This window comes from Ancylobacter sp. (genome assembly GCF_965249975.1).
Lineage (GTDB): Bacteria > Pseudomonadota > Alphaproteobacteria > Rhizobiales > Xanthobacteraceae > Ancylobacter.
This window is the reverse complement of the sequence record NZ_CBDFNE010000020.1, coordinates 77,719-97,882: the sequence shown is the minus strand read 5'-3', so window position 1 is coordinate 97,882 and position 20,164 is coordinate 77,719. Positions and strand designations below refer to the sequence as shown.

General features: G+C 67.1%; 10 protein-coding genes. 2 read left to right on the top strand and 8 right to left on the bottom strand.

Annotated elements, in window-relative coordinates; all coding sequences use genetic code 11:
• The first annotated feature begins 266 nt into the window (after window positions 1-266).
• The gene (locus tag ACP2AH_RS18560; RefSeq protein WP_425107165.1) at window positions 267-5,912 is read left to right on the top strand and encodes an apolipoprotein acyltransferase; all 5,646 of its coding nucleotides are present in this window, start codon (window positions 267-269) and stop codon (window positions 5,910-5,912) included.
• A gap of 505 nt (window positions 5,913-6,417) precedes the next feature.
• Here the strand turns inward: ACP2AH_RS18560 and ACP2AH_RS18555 are convergent.
• The 7 genes from ACP2AH_RS18555 to pncB all read right to left on the bottom strand — a co-directional run bounded on the left by ACP2AH_RS18555 (window position 6,418) and on the right by pncB (window position 17,873).
• Entirely contained in the window at window positions 6,418-9,594 is a 3,177-nt protein-coding gene (locus ACP2AH_RS18555) for an efflux RND transporter permease subunit (RefSeq protein WP_425107164.1), read from the bottom strand.
• Between the two features lie 15 nt (window positions 9,595-9,609).
• The gene (locus ACP2AH_RS18550) at window positions 9,610-10,854 is read right to left on the bottom strand and encodes an efflux RND transporter periplasmic adaptor subunit (protein ID WP_425107163.1); all 1,245 of its coding nucleotides are present in this window, start codon (window positions 10,852-10,854) and stop codon (window positions 9,610-9,612) included.
• Window positions 10,855-11,008: 154 nt separating this feature from the next.
• Window positions 11,009-12,544 (bottom strand): murein biosynthesis integral membrane protein MurJ, encoded by a 1,536-nt coding sequence (murJ, locus tag ACP2AH_RS18545; protein WP_425107161.1) that lies wholly within the window; start codon window positions 12,542-12,544, stop codon window positions 11,009-11,011.
• 87 nt (window positions 12,545-12,631) lie between these two features.
• Window positions 12,632-13,786 carry a DegT/DnrJ/EryC1/StrS family aminotransferase gene (locus ACP2AH_RS18540; RefSeq protein ID WP_425107160.1) on the bottom strand — a complete coding sequence of 385 codons (1,155 nt, stop codon included), beginning with the start codon at window positions 13,784-13,786 and terminating at the stop codon, window positions 12,632-12,634.
• Window positions 13,787-13,797: 11 nt separating this feature from the next.
• A complete protein-coding gene (locus tag ACP2AH_RS18535; protein ID WP_425107159.1) occupies window positions 13,798-14,796 on the bottom strand; it encodes a Gfo/Idh/MocA family oxidoreductase in 999 nt (332 codons plus the stop codon).
• Between the two features lie 128 nt (window positions 14,797-14,924).
• Window positions 14,925-16,208: an SH3 domain-containing protein gene (locus ACP2AH_RS18530; protein ID WP_425107158.1), complete on the bottom strand. Its 1,284-nt coding sequence runs from the start codon at window positions 16,206-16,208 to the stop codon at window positions 14,925-14,927.
• A 372-nt stretch (window positions 16,209-16,580) separates the two neighbouring features.
• A complete protein-coding gene (gene pncB / locus ACP2AH_RS18525; RefSeq protein ID WP_425107157.1) occupies window positions 16,581-17,873 on the bottom strand; it encodes a nicotinate phosphoribosyltransferase in 1,293 nt (430 codons plus the stop codon).
• Window positions 17,874-18,073: 200 nt separating this feature from the next.
• Between pncB and ACP2AH_RS18520 the strand changes: the two genes are divergently transcribed.
• Window positions 18,074-19,171 (top strand): alkene reductase, encoded by a 1,098-nt coding sequence (locus ACP2AH_RS18520; protein WP_425107156.1) that lies wholly within the window; start codon window positions 18,074-18,076, stop codon window positions 19,169-19,171.
• Between the two features lie 52 nt (window positions 19,172-19,223).
• On the opposite strand, the gene ACP2AH_RS18515 is transcribed toward ACP2AH_RS18520, so the two are convergent.
• Complete coding sequence (locus tag ACP2AH_RS18515; protein ID WP_425107155.1) at window positions 19,224-20,120, bottom strand: transglutaminase family protein; 897 nt, start codon at window positions 20,118-20,120, stop codon at window positions 19,224-19,226.
• Window positions 20,121-20,164: the final 44 nt, after the last annotated feature.

Genomic DNA, 20,164 nt, shown 5'->3' with positions numbered 1-20,164 from the left:
GCGAGAGGTGCCGAGGTGATTTTGATAAGACCGTGAATCACAGGTTTCACGGCGTGGTAAACAGGGCGTTAACGATAACTGAAATCAGCCCGTTAACCCCCGTTCCATTTCTGATGGTCAAGAGCGTAGGATAAAGCTGCGGGGAACTGGCGTTCCTCTCGTCAAGTGCGGAACTCTCCCACGGACGGGAATGCCATGACTCCGCGAAACCCCGGGCCGACGGCGCGAGCCGGTCGGAGTAGAGTACGGACCGGAGGCAGGCGCCGATGTCGACGAACACGAAGAAGATTGAGCAGGATCCCGCCGAGGCCGCGCTGTCGGCCATCGAGGAGGCGCTCAGTCTCGACCACACGCCAGATGACGGCTTCGCCGCATCGGCGGGGGACGACTTCGAGCTGCCCCCGGCCCGCGAGCCGGAGGGACCGCGTATCGAGACCCGCGCCGGCACCACCGGCGAAGCCGGATCGCCGCGCTTTCTCGACGAGATAGACCTGTTCGGCGATACGGCGGAGCCGGCCGAGTTCGACGCGGCGTCGCTCGACGACGACTTCCGGCTATCTGAGGATGACCTCGCCGACACGTCCGACCTTGCTCGCGCGGGCGAGCCGAAATTCGACTTCACCTCCTCCGATGCCGGGCTGAGCCCGGTCGCCCCCGCTGTGGCGGCAGGCGCGGCGGCCGCGGGCGCTGCGGCCGCTCTTCCGCGCGCTGAAGTACGCAGCGAGGCTGAGCCGGCCGAAACGGCCACGCCGTCGAAGGGACGCCGTGCCGCCGCCAATGACGACCGGGAGAGCATCGGGCAGTTGCTGGCGTCTCTGCAGCGCCGGCCCTCCTCCACGCCCTATGTCGTTGCCAGCCTCGCCGCGCTGATCTGGCTCGTGGCCGGCGGCGTGCTGCTGCAGGCGCAGTTCGGGGCCGTTGGCGGTAATTTCTCCGCGCTGATGAACGCGCCCGGCTTCCTCGCCGGCATTGCCGCGACTATCGTTCCGCCGATCTTCTTCGTCGTGCTCGCCGCCATGGTGCGGCGGATGCAGGAAATGCGGATCGTCGCCTATTCCATGGCGCAGGTCGCCATCCGCCTTGCCGAACCGGCGAAGACGCCGGCGCCCGCGCCCGCCCCGGCCGTCATCGCGCCGGCAACCGCCGCCGCCCTGCCGGCCATTCAGATGCCGGAAGGCGTCTCGCCGGACACGCTCGCCCAATATGCCGGACTTGAACAGGCGGTAACCCGCGCCAGCGAAGCGGAAGCCTTCGTGCGCGGCGAGGTGGCGGCACTGGCCCAGGCCTATGACGACAACAATCGCAAGATGCATCAGCTGATCGAGCGCCTGCAGCTCGAACGCGATGCCATCCTGACCCAGACCGAGCATGTGCGCGAAACGCTCGCGGCGTCGCAGTTCACCTTTGCCGAGGAAGTCGGCAATGTCAGTGACCGCATCAACGAGACCGTCACCCTGGCCGCCGACCGGGTGGCCCTGACGCTTTCGGATCGAGGCGAACACATCACCCTCGCGCTCGGCCGCGTTGGCGACACCATCATCGAGGCCCTTTCCGACAAGGGCGGCGACCTGATCGACCGGCTGCAGGCGACCGGGTCGGAGGTCAACACCAACCTGTCCGATTCCAGCGAGCACCTGCTCTCCTCCCTCGCCGCCAAGAGCGATGAGATCGGCAACCGTCTCTCGGGCGTCACCACCCAGCTGACCGAAACGCTGAGCACGCGAACCGACGAGATCAGCCGCCAGCTCTCGGGCGCCACCGACAACCTCTCCAAGACGCTCACGGCACGCTCTGACGAGATCGGCCTGCGGCTTGCCGGCATCGCCGAGAACCTCACCGATACGCTGGCCACCCGCACCGACGCGATCAGCCGCCAGCTCGCCGGCGTCACCGAAAACCTTTCCGACACCCTGTCGATCCGCACCGACGAGATCAGCCGCCAGCTGACCGGCGTCACGGAGAACCTCTCCGACACTCTCGCCGCCCGGACCGACGAGATCGGCGACCGCCTGCTGCGCACCGCCTCCGAGCTGTCGCATGTGGTCAATCTGCGGACCGAGGAACTGGGCGACAAGCTGTCGGCCACGACCATCAACCTCACCAGCACGCTGACCGCGCGCTCGGACGAGATCACCGACGCCCTGGTGAGCACCGGGACGCGGCTCGCCGACGAGATCGCGATCCGCGCCAGCCAGGTGAACCAGACGCTCAAGACCACCGGCGACGCGCTGGTGCTCGATCTGTCGGTGCGCGGCGGCGAAGTCGTGCGCAAGCTGGAAGAGACCGGCAACCGGGTGGCGGACACCATCACCGTGCGCGGCGACGACCTCGCCGACCGCATCGCCGATACCGGCAACCGCATCTATGACGCCGTCGCCGTGCGCGGCGCCGAACTGGAGCGGCTGCTCGGCGAGACCGGGCAGCGCGTCGTCCACCAGCTGTCGCAGGCCGGCACCGGCATTCACGATGCGCTCGCCGAAGCGGCCGGCCGGGTTTCGCAGGATATCGACTATCGCGGCCAGGCCCTGACCCAGCAGCTCGCCCATGTCGGCGCCGAAGCGGCGCAAACGCTCGCCGACAACGGCGCGCGGGTGACCGAGCAGTTCCGCGAGGCGGCCGACTACCTCGCCTCCGACCTCACCACGCGCAGCGAGAACATGCGCGACCACCTGGAGCAGCAGTTCCGAAACATCGAGGATCTGGTCAGCGTCCGCGGCGGCGAGATCGCCGACCGTATCTCTGTCGACACCGCATTGCTGGGCCGTCAGATCGTCGACGGGTTGCGCGACTTCGACACGGTCATCAACACCAATGGCGGCCAGCTGGTGCAGCGCATTTCAGATCGCGTCGACGCGGTCACCCGCGCGATCGATACTAACCTCTCCGGCTTCGACGATCAGGTCTCGAACAAGGCCGAGCAGGTCGCTGCTGCGCTCGACCAGCGCATTGCCAGCATCGAAAGCGTGCTCGACCGGGGCGTGGAAGGCCTCAACGAGACTCTTGGCAGCCGCACCGTCGAGTTCGCCCAGACGCTGTCGGAAGGTGCCCGTCAGGCCAATGACGCGATGAGCGAGTCGCTCGGCATGCTCAGCGGCTTCTTTGACGAGCGTGCCGGCACCATCGCCGACCAGCTGTCGCAGCATATCGACCAGGCCGACCGCACCCTCGCGGCGCGCGCCCAGGATATCGCGACCTCGCTCGACGAGCGTGTGGGCCGCTTCGAGGCGACCGTCATCAGCCGTCTCGACAATGTCGCCACCTCAGTGGAGGTGCGCGGCGCGGCGATGGCCGATCTGCTCGGCCAGCGCATCGGCGCCGTCGCCGGTCAGCTGCGCAGCGAAGCATCCGAGATCGAGACCAGCCTCACCTCGCTGGTCGACAATGTCAGCCGCACCCTGTCCGACCGCGCTGGCGAAGTGACGACGCTGTTCGACTCGCGCACCGATGAGATCGCCCGCATCGTCGAAGAGCGCGGCAACGGCCTGCTCACGGCGCTGGAAGACCGCAGCATCTCCATCACCAGCGAGATCGCCCGCGCCAGCACCGATCTTCTGACGGCCATCGACGATCACCGCCAGAACCTGGTTTCCGCGCTCGACACCACGCGCAATGGCGCCGTGACCGAGATCATGCGCGCCAGCGACGAGTTGCTGAACACGCTGGAAGCCCGTTCGGATGCCATCATCTCCGCGTTCGACAGCGCGACCACCAGCCGCGCCGACCAGCTGATGCAGATCAGCGGCGACGTCGTGTCCTCGCTGCAGCAGATCACCGGCGATGTCGCCGCCTCGCTGCAGGCGGCGGGTGGCGAAGTCACTGCTTCGCTGCAGTCGGTGGGCAGCGACGTCAACAGCCAGCTCAAGCTGGTCACCGGCGAGGTCTCGACCTCGCTGCAGCAGATCGGCGGCCAGGTCACCCAGGAAATCGCGACCGCCGGCGATGTGCTCCTCAGCGAATTCGACGGGCGCGGCAGCCAGCTGGTGGAAAGCGCCCGCCAGGCGACCGCCCTCGCCGCCAGCGAGTTCTCCCGCCTTGTCGACGAGTTCGACGGGCGCGGCAGCCAGCTGGTCGAAAGCGTGCGCGAAGCGACCGGAGGGGCTTCCCAGGAATTCGCCCGCCTTGTCGATGCCTTCGACGGCCAGGGCGCTCAGCTTACCGACAGCGCCCGCCGCGCCACCACGGTGGCGTCCGAGGAGTTTGCCCGGCTGGCGGAAGAATTCGCGGCGGCGCTGGAAGGGCGTGGCAGCGGCCTGATCGATGCGATCGCCGCCAGCGGCCGTTCGGCCGTGGCCGAGATCGCTGCCACCAATGAGGCGCTGCAGGGCGATGTCACCAGCCTGCTGGAGCGCCTGGGCGACGTGAACGTGCAGTTGCAGGACGTGCTCGCCAGCTCGGCCAGCAATCTCGCCGACACAGAGAAGACGATCAGCGAACGTCTGGAAGCCTTCCGCAGCACCGTCGCCAATGTCGAGGAGGCCAGTGCTGTCGCCTCCGCGCGCATGGACGAGCAGATCCGCGCGCTGCGCTCGGTCTCTACGGACGTGCTCAAGGACGTGGCCCGCCTGAGCCATTCCTTCAGCGAGCAGGCGAGCCTCATCACCAACGTCGCCAATGCGCTCGGCAATGCGCATGAGAACCTGGACGACACCCTCGGCGGCCGTCACGAGGCGCTTCTCGCGCTTGCGGAACAGGTCACCGGGCGGACGACGGAGCTGGATGAGCGGCTGTCGCACTACACCACCACGCTGGAGAGCACCTTCGGCCGCGCCGAGGAGCGCGTCGGCGCCATCTCCAAGTCGATCCTGGCGGCCGCCGGCAACTCGACCGATGCCATCGTGCGCCAGCAGCAGGAGATGCGCGAAGCGACCGAGGCCGAGCGCGAGCGTACCGTGGCCGCGCTGCACGAGACCTATGAGCAGGCCGTGCGCGAGGTGGAGACGCTGATGCGTCAGGCCAATCAGGGCTTCGCTGGCACCGCCCAGGCGCTGCGCAGCTCGGTGCAGGACATCCAGCGCCTGCTGGAGACCACCCGCGAGGAGCTGAAGCGCGGCATTCTGGAACTGCCCGAAGAGACCGAGGCCAATGCCTCGGCCATGCGTCGTACCGTCGCCGAGCAGATCAAGGCGCTGGCCGAGCTGAACGAGATCGTGTCGCGCCACGGTCGCACGCTCGACGTGGAAGCCGCTCCCCGGGCGCGTATTGCCGCCCCGCTACCCGGCCCGCAGCCGCTGCCCGCGGCGCCGGCTCCCGCCGCCCGCGCGCCACTCGCCCGCCCCCAGGCGGCAGCGCCGCGCCCCGAGCCGGCCTCCCGGCCGGAAGCGCCCGCCTATTTCGAGGCGCCGCGCGGCAATGGCAATGCGGCTCCCGCGCCCCAGCGCCGCGCCAATGTCACCCCGGCGGCCGCTGAACGCAGCGGTTCCGACAAGGGCGGCTGGCTGTCGGAACTGCTCGCGCGGGCCTCGGACGGTGAGGGCAATGGGCCAGTTGGCCCCATGCCCCGCAGCGTCCCGGCCAACCCTGCGCGCAATTTCGACCCGCGCCAGGGCCAGCCGGAGCGCCCGGTGCACCACACCATCGAGTCGCTCGACTCGCTGTCGGTGGACATTGCCCGGATGATCGACCACGAAGCGGCGGTGGACCTTTGGGAGCGGTACAAGAAGGGTGAGCGCAACGTCTTCACCCGCCGGCTCTACACCATGCAGGGTCAGCAGACCTTCGAGGAGATCCGCCGCAAGTACCGGCGCGACCTCGAATTCCGCGACACCGTTGATCGCTATATTGGCGAGTTCGAGCGTCTGCTGGAGCAGGTCTCCCGCGATGAGCGCGGGCAGGAACTGACGAAGACCTATCTCACCTCGGACACGGGCAAGGTCTACACCCTGCTCGCCCACGCCGCCGGCCGCTTCGACTGACGCGACCCGGCCTGTCCCCTACTCCATCGATTGAGAGCCCCCGCCTTGAGCGGGGGTTTTCTTTTGGGCGAGGCGCGGCGATCTGTGAAAGAGCGTCGTCGACGGCGACCGTTGGGACGGGAGCGGAGGGTGAAGCGGGCCGGGGCGTAGCCGTCGCCGGGCCAAGGGTGATCGGCCAACGTCTGCGCCACGAGCACGGCCCGCAGGTCGCCCCTCGCCTAGTGCGTCAGTCGTCTCCGGCTGCTGCACGGACCCTCTCGGCGACGCAGCGCAGAGCATGGGCAGGCGACCAAGGCCGCCATCATAACGCGAAGACGGATGGCCGGGCCGCCCTGTCCCCGCAGGTCGCCGGCCCCGATCCGGAACGGCAGGCCGTGGCGGAAGCCCGAGAGATCGGGCCCCCACGGCCCGCCAGGTGCATCGTGATATCTCGCGACAAAGAAAACCCCGCCGCTCGAAGGAGCGGCGGGGTCGATGGATCATTCTGTGACGCCCAGCGCCCTGTTCAGTGCGGCGCGGCGGCGGGCGTCTCACCCTTGCGGGCCCGGCGCCGCTCGCCGAAGCCGGCGAGCCAGCGGCAGACGACATAGAAGGTCGGCGTGAACAGCAGACCGAAGAAAGTCACGCCGATCATTCCCGAAAACACCGCCGTGCCAAGCGCTTGCCGCAACTCCGCGCCCGCACCTTTGGCGATGACGAGGGGGACGACGCCGAAGATGAAGGCCAGGGACGTCATGATGATCGGCCGCAGGCGCAGCTTGGCGGCCTCGGTGGCGGCGACGAAGCGGTTTTCGCCCCGATCCTCCAATTGCTTGGCGAATTCGACGATCAGGATCGCGTTCTTCGCGGCGAGGCCGATGAGGACGATGAAGCCGACCTGGCTGAGGATGTTGTTGTCCTGTCCCCGGATCTGGATGCCCACCACCGCTGCGATGAGACACATGGGCACGATCAGGATCACCGCCAGCGGCAGGGTGAGGCTCTCATACTGCGCCGCCAGCACCAGGAATACGAACACCACGCCCAGCGCGAAGGCGAAGATAGCGGTATTGCCCGCCCTCACCTGCTGATAGGCCAGCGTCGTCCACTCAAAGGCGAAACCATCCGGCAGCACCTGGGCGGCGATTTCCTGCATCTTCTGGATCGCCTGGCCCTGCGAGGTACCGGGCATCGTGTCGCCGTCGAGCTCCGCCGCCGGATAGAGATTGTAGCGCGGCACGCGGTAGGGGCCGGAGATGTCGTTCACCGTGGTGAAGGAGCCGAGCGGCACAAGCTGCCCGTCCGCATTCTTCACCCGCAGCCGCAGCAGATCGTCCGAGGTCAGGCGATAAGGCGCGTCCGCCTGCGCCTGCACCCGATAGGTGCGGCCGAACAGATTGAAGTCGTTGACATAGGACGAGCCGATATAGGTCTGCAGCGTCGAGAACACATCCGCGATGTTGACCCCGAGCAGCTGCGCCTTGGTGCGGTCGATGTCGAGGAAGAGCTGCGGCGTCGAGGTCTCGAACAGCGAATAGACCTGCTTCAGACCCGGCGTCTGGTTTGCCGCGCCCATCATGGCGTAGACCGCGCCCTGCAGCGCCTGATAGCCGCGCCCGCCACGATCCTCGATCATCATCCGGTAGCCGCCGGCATTGCCGATACCCGAGACGGGCGGCGGCATGACGACGATCATCTGCGCCTCCTCGACCGAGGCGAGCTTGCCGAACAGCGTGCCCTGAATGGCCGGGGCGGACTGCCCGGGGTGCCCGGCGCGCTCGGCGGCGGGGCTGAGAATGACGAACATGGCGCCCGCGTTCGGCGCATTAGTGAAGGTCGCGCCGGAGAAGCCGACAATGTTCACCACATGCGCCACGCCGGGGGTCGCGAGAACCTCCTTGGCGGCCTTGGTCATCACCTCATTGGTGCGCGACAGCGCCGCGCCGCCGGGAAGCTGCGCCGCGACGATGAGATAGCCGCGGTCCTGCGCCGGGATGAAGCCCTGCGGCGTGGTACGGAACAGCTGGAAACCGCCGGCGAGGATGGCGATATAGACCAGCAACACCACCACGGCGACGCGGACCAGCTTGCTGGTGAGCCAGCCATACCCGCCCGAAACCGCGTCGAAGCCCTTGTTGAAATAATAGAAGAAGCCAGTGAACGGCCGGGCGTACCAGGCCGGCTTGTGATCTGGCCCCTTATGCGGCTTCAGCAGCAGCGCGCACATGGCCGGCGACAGCGTCAGCGACACCATCAGCGAGATCAGCGTCGAACCGGCGATGGTGAGGGCAAACTGGCGGTAGAACTCGCCGGAAATGCCGGTGATGAAGGCCGAGGGGATGAACACCGAGGCCAGCACGAGCGAGATCGCCACCAGCGCCCCGCCCACCTCGTCCATGGTCTTGTACGCCGCATCGCGCGGTGAGAGACCGGTGGAGATGTTGTGCTCCACGCTCTCGACCACGACGATCGCGTCGTCCACCACGATGCCGATGGCCAGCACGAGACCGAACAGCGAGAGATTGTTCAGCGAGAAGCCGAACAGACTCATGATGAAGAAGGTGCCGATCAGCGACACCGGAATGGCGAGGATGGGGATGATCGCCGCCCGCCAGCTTTGCAGGAACAGCACCACCACGATCACCACCAGAACGATGGCTTCCATGATGGTGTGTTCCACCGCGCGCACGGATTCGGCGATGAACTGCGTGGGGTTGTAGGCGGTGGAATAGGCGACGCCGGGCGGGAAGCCCTTGGCGATTTCCTTGATCGCCGCTTCGATCGCCTCGCCGGTGGCGAGCGCGTTGGAGCCCGGCAGCTGGAAGATGCCGAGCGCCACGGAGGGTTTGGAATCGAAGTAGGAGATCGAGGAATTGTCCTGCGCCTCGATATCGATCCGCGCCACGTCGCGCAGCCGCACTACGGCGTTGCCCGTCTCCCGCACCACGATGTTGCCGAATTGCTCGGGCGTCGAGAGGCGGCCAAGCGTGCGCACGGCGATCTGGAAGCCCATCTGGTTCGGCACCGGCGGCGCATTCAGCACGCCGGAGGCAACCTGAAGGTTCTGCGCCTGCAGCGCGGCGGTGACGTCGCCCGCCGTCAGGTTCAGCGCCTGCAGCTTCAAGGGATCGAGCCACACCTGCATCGCGTAGTCGCGCGATCCGAACACGGTGATCGAGCCGACGCCCGGCACGCGCTGGAGCTGGTCCTTGATCTGGAGGTTGGCGTAGTTGGAGATGAACAGCGAGTCGCGGGAATCATCCGGCGAAAACAGGCTGACCACCATCAGAATGTCCGGCGAGGACTTGGCGACGGTGACGCCGATCTGCTGCACATCCTGCGGCAGGCGCGGTGTCGCGGTGGCGACCCGGTTCTGCACCTGCACCTGCGCGATATCGAGATCGGTGCCGATGTCGAAAGTAACGGCGATGGAAAAGCGCCCGTCCGCCGTCGAGTTGGAGGAGATGTAGAGCATTCCCTCCACGCCGTTGATCTGCTGTTCGATCGGCGCGACGACGGTGTCGGCCACCGTTTCCGCGCTGGCGCCGGGATATTGGCCGCTGACATTGACCACCGGCGGCGCGATGTCCGGATATTGCGCCACAGGCAGGGAGACGAAGGCGACCGCGCCGAGGATCATCACCACGATGGAAACCACCGAGGCGAAGATCGGGCGATCGATGAAGAAGTGGGAGAATCGCATGAGACCGCTCCGCGCTCAGTTGGCGGTGGTCGTGGTGGATGCCTTGCCGTCGGCCGCCTTGGCATCGCCCGCCGCACCGGCGGCGGGAGGAGCCGCCGGAGCCTCCATCTTCCCCACCACCTTCGCGCCGGGACGTATGCGCATCAGGCCGTTGACGACGACGAGGTCGTCCTTGCCGATGCCGCTGGTGACGACACGCTGGCCGTCATATGCGCGGCCCAGGGTGACATACTTCATCTGCGGCGCCTGCGGCTGGTCGCCCGGCTGCATCACATAGACGAATTTGCGGGTCTGCTCGGTACCGATCGCCACATCGGGCACCAGCACCGCCTCGTGCGGGGCGGCGGAGGGAATCTGGATGCGGCCGAACATGCCCGGGGTGAAGGTGCCATCCGGGTTGGCGAAGGTGGCGCGGCCGCGGATCGTGCCCGTGTCCTCGCTAATGCGGTTGTCGACGAAGTCGAGCGTACCCTCATGTGGGAAGCCCTTCTCATCGATCAGCCCCAGCTTCACCGGGATCGAATCCGCCTTAGCGCCCAGCTCCTTCGCCATACGCTGGTAGCGCAGATAGGAGGCCTCGTCATAGGTGAACTCGAAATAGATCGGGTTCAGCGAGACGATGGTGGCAAGCAGCGTATTGGTGTTGGTGCCGCCCGAGCCGCCGGTGACGAGGTTGCCGACCGACACCTTGCGGTCGCCGATGCGGCCGCTCACGGGCGCCTTCAGATCGGTGAAATCGAGGTCGAGCTGCGAGGCCTGCAGCGCCGCCTGCGCCGCCGCCACGCTCGCCCGCGCCGTTCGCTCGCTCTGCAGGCGCTGATCATAGGCCTGCTTGGAAATGGCGTTGGAGGTCTTGTCGTCGATCAGCGTCTGGGCGCGCTGAAGGTCGGAGGTGGCGAAGTCGAGCTCGGCCTGGGCGCGCTGAAGATTGGCCTGCGCCTGATCATGCGCCACCTGGAAGGGCCGCTTGTCGATGGTGAATAGAAGGTCGCCCTGCTTCACCAGCTGACCGTCGGTGAAGGCCACCTTTTCCAGATAGCCCGAAACCCGCGCATAGACATTGACGAGATCGACCGCAGCGAAGCGGCCGACATATTCGTCGTAATCTGTAATCGTGCGCGTCGTCGGATGAGCGACTGTCACGGATGGCGGCGGCGGAGCGGCCGCGGGCTGGCCCTGATTCTGCTCGGAGCAGCCCACCAGCGCGAGGGCGGCGAGCGAGAGTGCAGCGAGGGAAAGACGCGGCAGCGCGGTGATCATGGACATCTCCGGGAAGGCTCATCGGGCATGTCGGGACACTGTCCCCTTGGGGTCGCAAGCCATGGGACACCCCGCCCGGAACCCATGACGCCGGTGCGACGTACCACAGTTTTGCTGCACCGCGTAAGCAATAAAACGTAAACGGACACGCCCGTCAGCGCCGCCCGCGCAGCAGGCCCATGAGATAACGGCGACCGAAAAGCGCCAGCGCCAGAACCGCATAGACCGCTCCGCCCGCTGCGACGCACAAGGCCAGAAGCATCTCGTCGCGGCCATGCGCCAGCACGTTCAGCCAAGGCGGCACGACGGTGGCGGTCGCGAACAGAGTCGCCGCCAGCGCGGCGAGGATCAGCCCTAGGCGCGGAAGAGCCCGCAGCAATTGCGCATCGCCGCACTCATAGCCGCGCCAGCGCGCCAGCAAGGCGAGGACCAGGACGGTGATCCAGCCGCCGACGGAAGTGGCGAAGGCCAGCCCCACCTGCGCGAACGTGCCCATCAGCAGCACTTTGAGCCCGATATTCACCACCGCTGCCCCCAGCGTCGCCAGCACGGGGGTGCGCGTGTCGCCACGGGCATAGAAGGGCGACATGAAGGCCCGCACCACGACGAAGGGCGCGAGCCCGATGGCATAGGCGGCGAGGGTCGCGCCAGCTTCGGCCGCCGCCTCCGGCGTGAAGGCGCCGCGCATGAACAGGCCGCGCATGATGATCTCGGGAATGACCAGCGCCGCTGCAAGAAAGGGGAGCACCAAGAGCAGCGTGAGCTCGATCGCCCGCGATTGGGCAAAGCGCGCGCCGTCGAAATCCTCCGCTGCGATGCGGCGCGACATTTCCGGCAGCAGCACGATGCCGGCCGCGATGCCGACGACGCCGATAGGCAGCTGGTTGATGCGATCGGCATAGAACAGGGCCGCCACCGCGCCTTGCGGCAGGAAGGAGGCGATGATGGTGTCAGCGAAGATCGCCAGTTGGACCCCGGCAGAGCCAATGATCGCCGGCCCCAGCGCGATGAGGAAGGCGCGCGTCTCCGGATCGAGCCGCGGCCGGCCGAAGCGCAGGCCGAGGCCGTGGCGCTCGGCATCGAACACCAGCAGGCCGAGTTGCAGGAAGCCTGAGATCAGCACGCCCCACGCCGCCGCATGGCCGGCGGTGGGAAACAGCCCGGCGACGCTGAGCGTGCCGACCATGGCGACGTTAAGCAGGATCGACGCCGCCGCCGCCGCCCAGAAGCGGTCATTGGCGTTCAGCACCCCGCCGACCAACGTCACCACGGCGATGAGGCCGAGATAGGGGAAGGTGATGCGGGTGAAATCCACGGTGAGGGCGAAGCGCCCGGGATCGTCCGACAGCCCCGGCGCCAGCGTGGCGACGACCCAATTCGTGGCCATCAGGGCGATGGCGAGAATGGCGAGTTGCACCAGCACCACGCCGGTGAGGATGCCGTCGGCGAAGCGGCGCGCCTTTACCTCGCCCTCCACGGTCTTCACCCGCGCATAAGCCGGGATGAAGGCGGTATTGAACGCGCCCTCGGCGAAGATGGAACGGAAATGATTGGGCAGGCGAAAGGCGATGTAGAAGGCATCCGCCATCGGCCCGGCGCCGAGCACCGCCGCCATGACGATGTCGCGCACGAAGCCGGTCAGCCGCGAGAGAAGCGTCCAGCCGCCGACCGTGAAGATGCTGCGTATCATGGGAGCCGACGCGTTTGAGGCTGCCGGAATCGGACGGCGGGCGGAAAGCTAGCCTCCCCGCCCCCGCCCGGCCAGCCCTGCTGTGCCTCAGGCGCCAAGCGCGCGGCGGACCGCCGCGATGACGCGCTCCTGCGCCGCCTCATCGAGATAGGGATGCATGGGCAGGCTGATCACCTCGCCGGCCAGCTTCTCGCACACCGGCAGGCCGTTGCCGGCGGCGGGATACTGCGCATAGGCCGGCTGGCGATGCATCGGAATGCGGTAATAGACGGCGGTCGGCACGCCTTCCTTCTGCAGCGCGGCCGCCAGATCATCGCGCACGCCGTGGGGCAAGCGGATCGTGTACTGCGCCCAGACCGAACTGGCGCGCGGGTCCACCGCCGGCACGGTGCATACATCGGCCAGCGCCGCATTGTAGCGGTCGGCGATTCGCTGGCGGGCGGCGATCTCGTCCTCGAAAATGGCGAGCTTTTCCAGCAGCACCGCCGCCTGGATCGTGTCGAGCCGGCCGGTCATGCCGAGGCGGACATTCTCGTATTTGTCGACGCCTTGGCCATGCTCGCGCACGCTCTTCAGGATCGGCAGAAGATCGTCGTCATCGGTCAGCACCGCACCGCCGTCGCCATAGCAGCCGAGCGGCTTGGCGGGGAAGAAGCTGGTGGCGGTGGCGTCGCCGAAGGAGCCGGTGCGCCGGCCGTTCCAGGTGGCGCCGAAGCCCTGCGCCGTGTCGCACAGCACCTTGAGACCATGCGCCTTGGCGATGGCTTCGATGGCGTCCATGTCGGCAGGCTGGCCGAACAGATCGACCGGCACCACCACCTTCGGCGTCAGCCCCTTCTGTTTCGCCACCGCAATGGCAGCCTCCAGGCTGGCCGGGTCCATGTTGAAAGTGTCTTCGAGGATATCGACGAAGACCGGGGTTGCCCCGACCCACGGCACCACCTCGGCTGTGGCGCAGAAGGTGAAGGCCGGGCAGAACACCGCGTCACCGGCCGTGATGCCCCAGGCCATGAGGATCATGGCCAGCGCGTCGGTGCCGCTGGAACAGGCGACCGCATGTTTGGCGCCGGCGAAGGCGGCGAGTTGATGCTCGAATTCCGTCACCTCGGGCCCGTTGATGAACCGGCAATGCGTCAGAACCCGCGCCACCGCCTCGTCGATGCGCGCGCCGAGCCGCGTCCGCTGGGCGGCAATGTCGATGAAAGGAATGGGCGCCAACTCGGTTTTCACATGCGAATTCATCGGTGTTCCTCTCAGGCCACGCTGGCGCGCAGGGGCGACGGCACGGCGGATGTCGGCGCGGGTTCCAGCGCCTCAAGGCAGCGCATGGCGACGGCAATCGCCGCCACGCCATCCTCGCCCGTCACCGCCGGGGCCGAACCGCCGCGTACCGCCTCGAGGAACCGCAGCAGTTCAAGCCGCAGCGGTTCGGCATAGGCGACGGGAAGATGGCGCATGGAGTAGCTGCCATCCGGCTTGTAGTCGAAGTACTCGGTCACCTGGCGGGTGAGCAGATCGCCAATGACATATTTCTTGCGGGTGGCGACATGCACGGTGCGCGCCTTGAAGGGTGTCAGCCAGTTGGTGTTGATGTGCGCCAGCACGCCATTTGCGGTGCGGAACTGCAGCAGCGCGATATCCTCGCGCTCGGCCACCGCCGCCTTCACCTGCGGCTGCACCTCGGTGATGTGCGAGCCGGTGAAATGGCAGATCAGGTCGATGTCATGCACGGCAAGATCGATCACCACGCCGACATTCGACATGCGCGGCGGGAACGGGCCGACGCGGGTAATGCCGATGGAGAGAATCTCCTCGTCGCGGATCGCGTTCTTCACCGCCTCGACCGCCGGATTGAAGCGTTCGACATGGCCGACCACCAGCGCCACGTCCTTCGCCTTGGCCGCGGCGACGATCGCCTCCGCTTCGGCAACGGTGGGCGCGATCGGCTTTTCCACCAGCACATGCATGCCGGCCTCGATCGCGCGCAGCGAGACTTCGTGGTGCAGATGGGTGGGGGCGGCGATGACCAGCGCCTCGGCCCCGTTCGCCACGAGTTCATCGATGCTGGCAAAGGCGCGGCAGCCCAGCAGCGCCGCCACCTTCTCGCGCTGGCCCTGGTCGGGATCGGCGACGCCGACCATCTCGGCGCCAGGCAGGTCGATCAGCACGCGGGCATGGTTGTAACCCATGATGCCGACGCCGACGACGCCGACGCGAACGGGCTTAGAAGCCCCGCTCGGGTCCTTCACCATTCGGGAACATCCTTCCGTCTGAATAGGTTGCCGGGGTCTAACACGCGCCCCGAAGCGTGGCGAGAGAGGCCGAATCGTAAAGCCGCAACAAAGGCTTCACTATTTGCTTCAACCTGTTACCGACGGCCTCACTCGGGAGCGGCGGCCTCGGCCTCCGCCGCGTCGCCGGCCTCTTCCGCCGCAGCGCCCGCGCCCGCCGCAACGGCGCCAGTATCTACGAAGCTTTTGTAGACGAAGGCCCGCTTGCCATCGACGATGATCTCGCACCATTGCTGGCACGTCACCAGCTGCACCTGCTTGCCGCGCGGCAGGTTGCCGATGGCGACGGCTCCCTTCTTCGGCGCCGCCCGCATGGTCACCGGGCTGCGCATGACCGCCGTACCGACAGGGTCGCCGCCGAAGCCCGCGGGCAGAGGCTCGGCCACGGCAGGCGCCGCAGGAGCGGCGGGAGCCGAAGACGCGGCCTCGGCGTTCGAAGCCGCAGGAGTGGCCGCCGCGACCTCGCGCTGGGGTGCCCGGGCCGGCGGCAGCGGTGCCTGCTTCGGCAGGGCCGCCACGCGCGTCGATGCTGGCGCGTCGGCGCCCGCATCAGCGGCGACTGCCTCGGCCGCCTCAGGCGCTCCTTCGGCCGCATCGGGGATGGCCCCAGCGGCGGCCGCCACGGGATCGGGAGCGGCGAAGGCGGTGACGCCGGAGGCCAGCGGCGGGACATCGGGAGCGGCGCTCGCGCGTCCCCGCGCGTTCAGCACGATGGGGGGTAGATTGTCCGAGGCCGAGCCATGGGCGAGCACGGCCGGCGGGGCGGACGACGGCACCGAGGCTTCGATCGCCGCGCCCGACAGTTCCACCGGCTTGAGCGCGACGGCCGCTTGCGCCTCGGTCTGGGCGGAGGGAGCGACGCTCGCCACGGCGGCGTTGCCGATCACTTCAGGGGCGACCTTCGCCTCCTCACGGGCGGCGAGCGACTGCAGCAGGATGGCGCCACCACCGACCACCGCCATGAACACCGCCAGCACGCCGAGACGCTGCCAGGTGATGACATCCTTGGACGCGTTGCGTTTGCGCCGCGCCTCCGATTCTCCGGGCTGGCGCGCCGTGCTGCCGAAGCTGCGCCGGCGGGCGGCCTGCGCCGTCTCCGCGGCGGGCGCCGCGACCGGTTCGACCCGTGCCGATGCCGGCCTGGCGGCAAACACATCGCCCATATCGCCGAGCGCCGCGATACGGCTGCGCACATCGCCGAGCGAGCGCTCCTCACCAGGCGTGGGGCGCGCTGCCGCAGACGCCTCGCCGTCGGGTGGGTTCCCGTCGCGACCAGCCTTTTCCTGCTCAAGCGTGCTGACGATGGAACGGAAATCGGAAATCAACGAGGAGGAGAGCCCGTTTCCGCGCGACTGTTGCGATGCCGTGGCCATGACGCGGAACTCTACGCTACGAGGAAAGGGCGGGCGAACAAGAAAGACGAAACGGCAAAAGCGTCTGCACGGTGCGGATGCCGGCAGTGCCGAGAAGCACTGACGGCCAGCTCAAGGGCGCGGCGCTGACCACTTCGCATGCGTTCTTCCAGTCCATTCGGGCCGGCGCCCAAGGGCCCGCGACCGAGTTCCGTAAACCGCCTTCGTATGCGACGGGTCACAACTTACCGGCAAATGGCCTCTTGATGCAAGAATGTCACATGCCGGAAATTTCCTTATGAACAAAGATTGCGGCAACTCTTGGCCGCACTCACTCCCCTCGCGTCAAATTACCTCAACAGCTGCAATGCCTTGTGGGAAACGTGCCCGCCCTTACACCAGCACCGCCCGTGCCGGCGCGGCGGTGGCGCCGAAAATGCGGTGATAGCGCTCCAGTTCCGCCGGCGATCCCATGGCTTTGGTCGGATTGTCCGAGAGTTTCACCGTCGGGCGCCCGTCGGCCGAGATGACCTTGCAGACGATGGAGATCGGGTCCAGTCGCCCCTCAGGTGCGAAGCCACGGAAATCATTGGTCAAAAGCGTGCCCCAGCCGAAGCCCATGCGCATGCGGCCGTGGAAATGGCGGTAGATGCGCTCGATGTCGCCGATATCGAGCCCGTCCGAGAAGATGGCGAGTTTCTGCGTCGGGTCCTGCCCGCGCGCCTTCCACCAGCGCAGCGCCTCCTCGCCGCCTTCGATCGGATCCTTGCTGTCGATTCGGATCCCGGTCCATCGCGCGACCCAGTCCGGCGCCTTCTCCAGGAAATGCGTGGTGCCGAACGTGTCGGGCAGGATCACAAGGAGGTTGCCCTCGTAATCCTGTTGCCAGTCGGCCAACACGTCATAGGGCGCGCGGGCGAGTGCGGCGTCGCTATCGGCGAGCGCGGCATAGACCATGGGCAGCTCATGGGCGTTGGTGCCGGTGGCCTCGACCTCGCGGCGCAGGGCGATAAGGCAGTTGGACGTGCCGAGGAAGCGCTCCCCCAGCCCCTCCATCATCGCCTGCACGCACCAGTCCTGCCACAGGAAGCCGTGCCGGCGGCGCGTGCCAAAATCGGCGACGCCGACCCCGCTCAGCGCCTTCAGCCGCTCCACCTTCTCCCACACACGGGTCATGGCACGGGCATAGAGCACCTGCAGCTCGAAGCGCCCCATGCTGCGCAGCACGGCGCGCGAGCGCAGCTCGTTGATGATGGCGAGCGCCGGGATTTCCCACATCGTGGTCTCGATCCACGGCCCCTCGAAGGTCAGCTCATATTGCCCATCGCGCTTTTCGAGATGGTAGGCAGGGAAGCGGAACCCCTCGAACCAGGCGACGAAGTCCGGCGAGAACATCTGGCGCTTGCCGTAGAACATGTTGCCACGCAGCCAGGTGGACTCCCCGCGTGTCAGCGACAGGGTACGCACATGGTCGAGTTGCTCGCGCAGTTCGCCCTCATCGACGAAATCGGCGATGCGCACGGAATGGGTGCGGTTGATGATGCCGAAGGTGACGCGTGTGTGGAAGCGACGGCGGTAAATCGTCTGCGCCATCAACAGCTTGTAGAAGTCCGTATCGAGCACGGAGCGGACGATCGGGTCGATCTTCCACGTGTGGTTATAGACGCGAGTGGCGATGTCGATCATGCGGTAGGCCCCGTTTGCCCGGCCTCCCCTTCTAGAGCATGCCGCACGAAATTGCAGGCCACGCCGCCGCGCGACGCGCGGGCAGGATCGAGCCTGCGACGAAGGTCGTGCGATTCAGCCCTTGGAACCGCCGATCCAATGATTAACTGCGCTCCAACGCCCTGCCGAACGACAGGGCCCCTTCTCGACAGGAGCACATCGTGGCTGCCACGAAATCCCTCTTCGATACCTATCGCCTCGGCGACATCATTCTTGCCAACCGCATCGTCATGGCGCCGCTGACGCGCAACCGCGCCGGGGTGGGACTCGTCCCCTCGCCGCTCGCAGTGGACTATTATCGCCAGCGCGCCACCGCCGGTCTCATCATCACCGAGGCGACGCAGATCTCCGACACCGCGCAGGGCTATCAGGACACGCCCGGTGTGTTCACCCAGGCGCAGATCGAGGGCTGGAAGAAGATCACCGATGCCGTCCACGCCGCAGGCGGCCACATCTTCGTGCAGCTCTGGCATGTCGGGCGCGTCTCGCACCGCTCGCTGCAGCCAGGCGGCGCCGCGCCCCTCGCCCCGTCCGCCATCCGCGCCAACACCAAGACCTATGTGAACAACGGCTTCGTTGAGGTGGACGAGCCGCGCGCGCTGGCGCTCGAGGAAATCCCAGGCATCGTCGACGATTTCCGCAAGGCGGCGGCCAATGCCATCCGCGCGGGCTTCGACGGCGTGGAGATTCACGGTGCCAATGGCTATCTCGTCGACCAGTTCCTGCGCGACGGCGCCAACAAGCGCGACGATGCCTATGGCGGGTCGATCGAGAACCGCACCCGGTTCCTCAAGGAAGTTCTTGAGGCGGTGATCGGCGAGATCGGCGCCGCGCGCACCGGGCTGCGCCTCTCCCCGGTCACGCCCGCCAACGACCTCGCGGACAGTAACCCGCAGGCGCTGTTCAACCATGTGATGGATGTGGTGGAGAGCCTGCACCCCGTCTATGTTCATATGATCGAGGGCGCCACCGGGGGACCGCGTGACATCGCGCCGGACTTCGATTTCGAGGCGCTGCGCGCCCGCTACAGCGGCGCCTGGATGGTCAATAACGGCTACGACAAGGCGATGGCTGAGCAGGTGATCGCGGACGGCAAGGCTGACCTTGTCGCCTTCGGCAAGGCGTTCATCTCCTCGCCCGACGCGGTTGAGCGCCTGCGCCGGGGCGTCGACTTCAACGAACTCGACCGCGACCATCTCTATGGCGGCGGCGCCAAGGGTTATACCGACTATCCCACGCTGGAAGGCGCGAGCGCCTGACGCACGAAAGGCCCGGCACTGCCGGGCCTTTTCTTTTCCCGGACGCGCGGGATCAGGCGGCGAGCGGCGCTTGCGGTTGGACCGTGCGCACCGCCACATCGACATTCATGCCGAGATAGTCGCCCGTGAGACCGGTGAAGCCCCCCCCCACCGGCACCGCCTGGCTGGCATCACGCGTGACCGCCACGCGGATGAGATTGTCAGCGGCGATGGTTCCATTGGTGGGATCGAACTCGACCCACCCGGCACCCGGCAGATAGATATCCGCCCACGCATGGGTGGCTCCCGCCCCGACAACGCCCATCTCGCTCCCATCGAGCGCGGGATCATAGAGATAACCGGTGACGAAACGCGCCGCGATGCCGAGCGCGCGCGCCGTCTCGATCAGCAGCAGCGCGAAATCGCGACACGACCCGGTGCCGAGGCGGAGCGTCTCCAGCGGCGGCTGGGTGCCTTCCTCGATCCGCAGATTATAGGCGAAGTTCGCATGGATGCTGTTGTTGATGTCCGTCAGCAGCGCCATCGTGTCCGTGGGGCGGGTGGCGACGAACCCCTTTGCCCAGGCCTCGAGCTCGCCGTTCGGATCGGGATAATGCGGCTCGAGCATCCGACCGAGATCAATTCGGTCATCGGGCGAATAAACGAAGGGGTACGACTGCGCGTCTTCGGCAAGTTCGAAGATCAGGCCGCCCAGACCGTAGCGCTCAAGCGTGAGCACGCTTTCGATCCGCAATTCGTTTGCCGGCTCGGCGAAATCGACGATGGCGACAGAATTGCCGAACACGTCGTGGATCCAACGCACCGTGCCATGTGGCGAGAGCACCAGTTCCGCCTCGACCAACCGCAGATCATGGCTGTCGCGCGGGCGCAGCATCAGCCGATGCGTGTGGAATACGACCGGGTTGGCATAGCGGTAATGGGTGACGTGTCGGACAGTTAAAGTCTGCATGATCGATTTCCAGGGAGCGGCGCCCACGCCGCCCCGCCCAAGGG

What these genes read in the sequence shown, in the direction of transcription:
- ACP2AH_RS18560 (WP_425107165.1), top strand. Translation starts at nt 267, where the DNA reads ATGTCGACGAACACGAAGAAGATTGAGCAGGATCCCGCCGAGGCCGCG.
- ACP2AH_RS18555 (WP_425107164.1), bottom strand. Translation starts at nt 9,594, where the DNA reads ATGCGATTCTCCCACTTCTTCATCGATCGCCCGATCTTCGCCTCGGTG.
- ACP2AH_RS18550 (WP_425107163.1), bottom strand. Translation starts at nt 10,854, where the DNA reads ATGATCACCGCGCTGCCGCGTCTTTCCCTCGCTGCACTCTCGCTCGCC.
- murJ (WP_425107161.1), bottom strand. Translation starts at nt 12,544, where the DNA reads ATGATACGCAGCATCTTCACGGTCGGCGGCTGGACGCTTCTCTCGCGG.
- ACP2AH_RS18540 (WP_425107160.1), bottom strand. Translation starts at nt 13,786, where the DNA reads ATGAATTCGCATGTGAAAACCGAGTTGGCGCCCATTCCTTTCATCGAC.
- ACP2AH_RS18535 (WP_425107159.1), bottom strand. Translation starts at nt 14,796, where the DNA reads ATGGTGAAGGACCCGAGCGGGGCTTCTAAGCCCGTTCGCGTCGGCGTC.
- ACP2AH_RS18530 (WP_425107158.1), bottom strand. Translation starts at nt 16,208, where the DNA reads ATGGCCACGGCATCGCAACAGTCGCGCGGAAACGGGCTCTCCTCCTCG.
- pncB (WP_425107157.1), bottom strand. Translation starts at nt 17,873, where the DNA reads ATGATCGACATCGCCACTCGCGTCTATAACCACACGTGGAAGATCGAC.
- ACP2AH_RS18515 (WP_425107155.1), bottom strand. Translation starts at nt 20,120, where the DNA reads ATGCAGACTTTAACTGTCCGACACGTCACCCATTACCGCTATGCCAAC.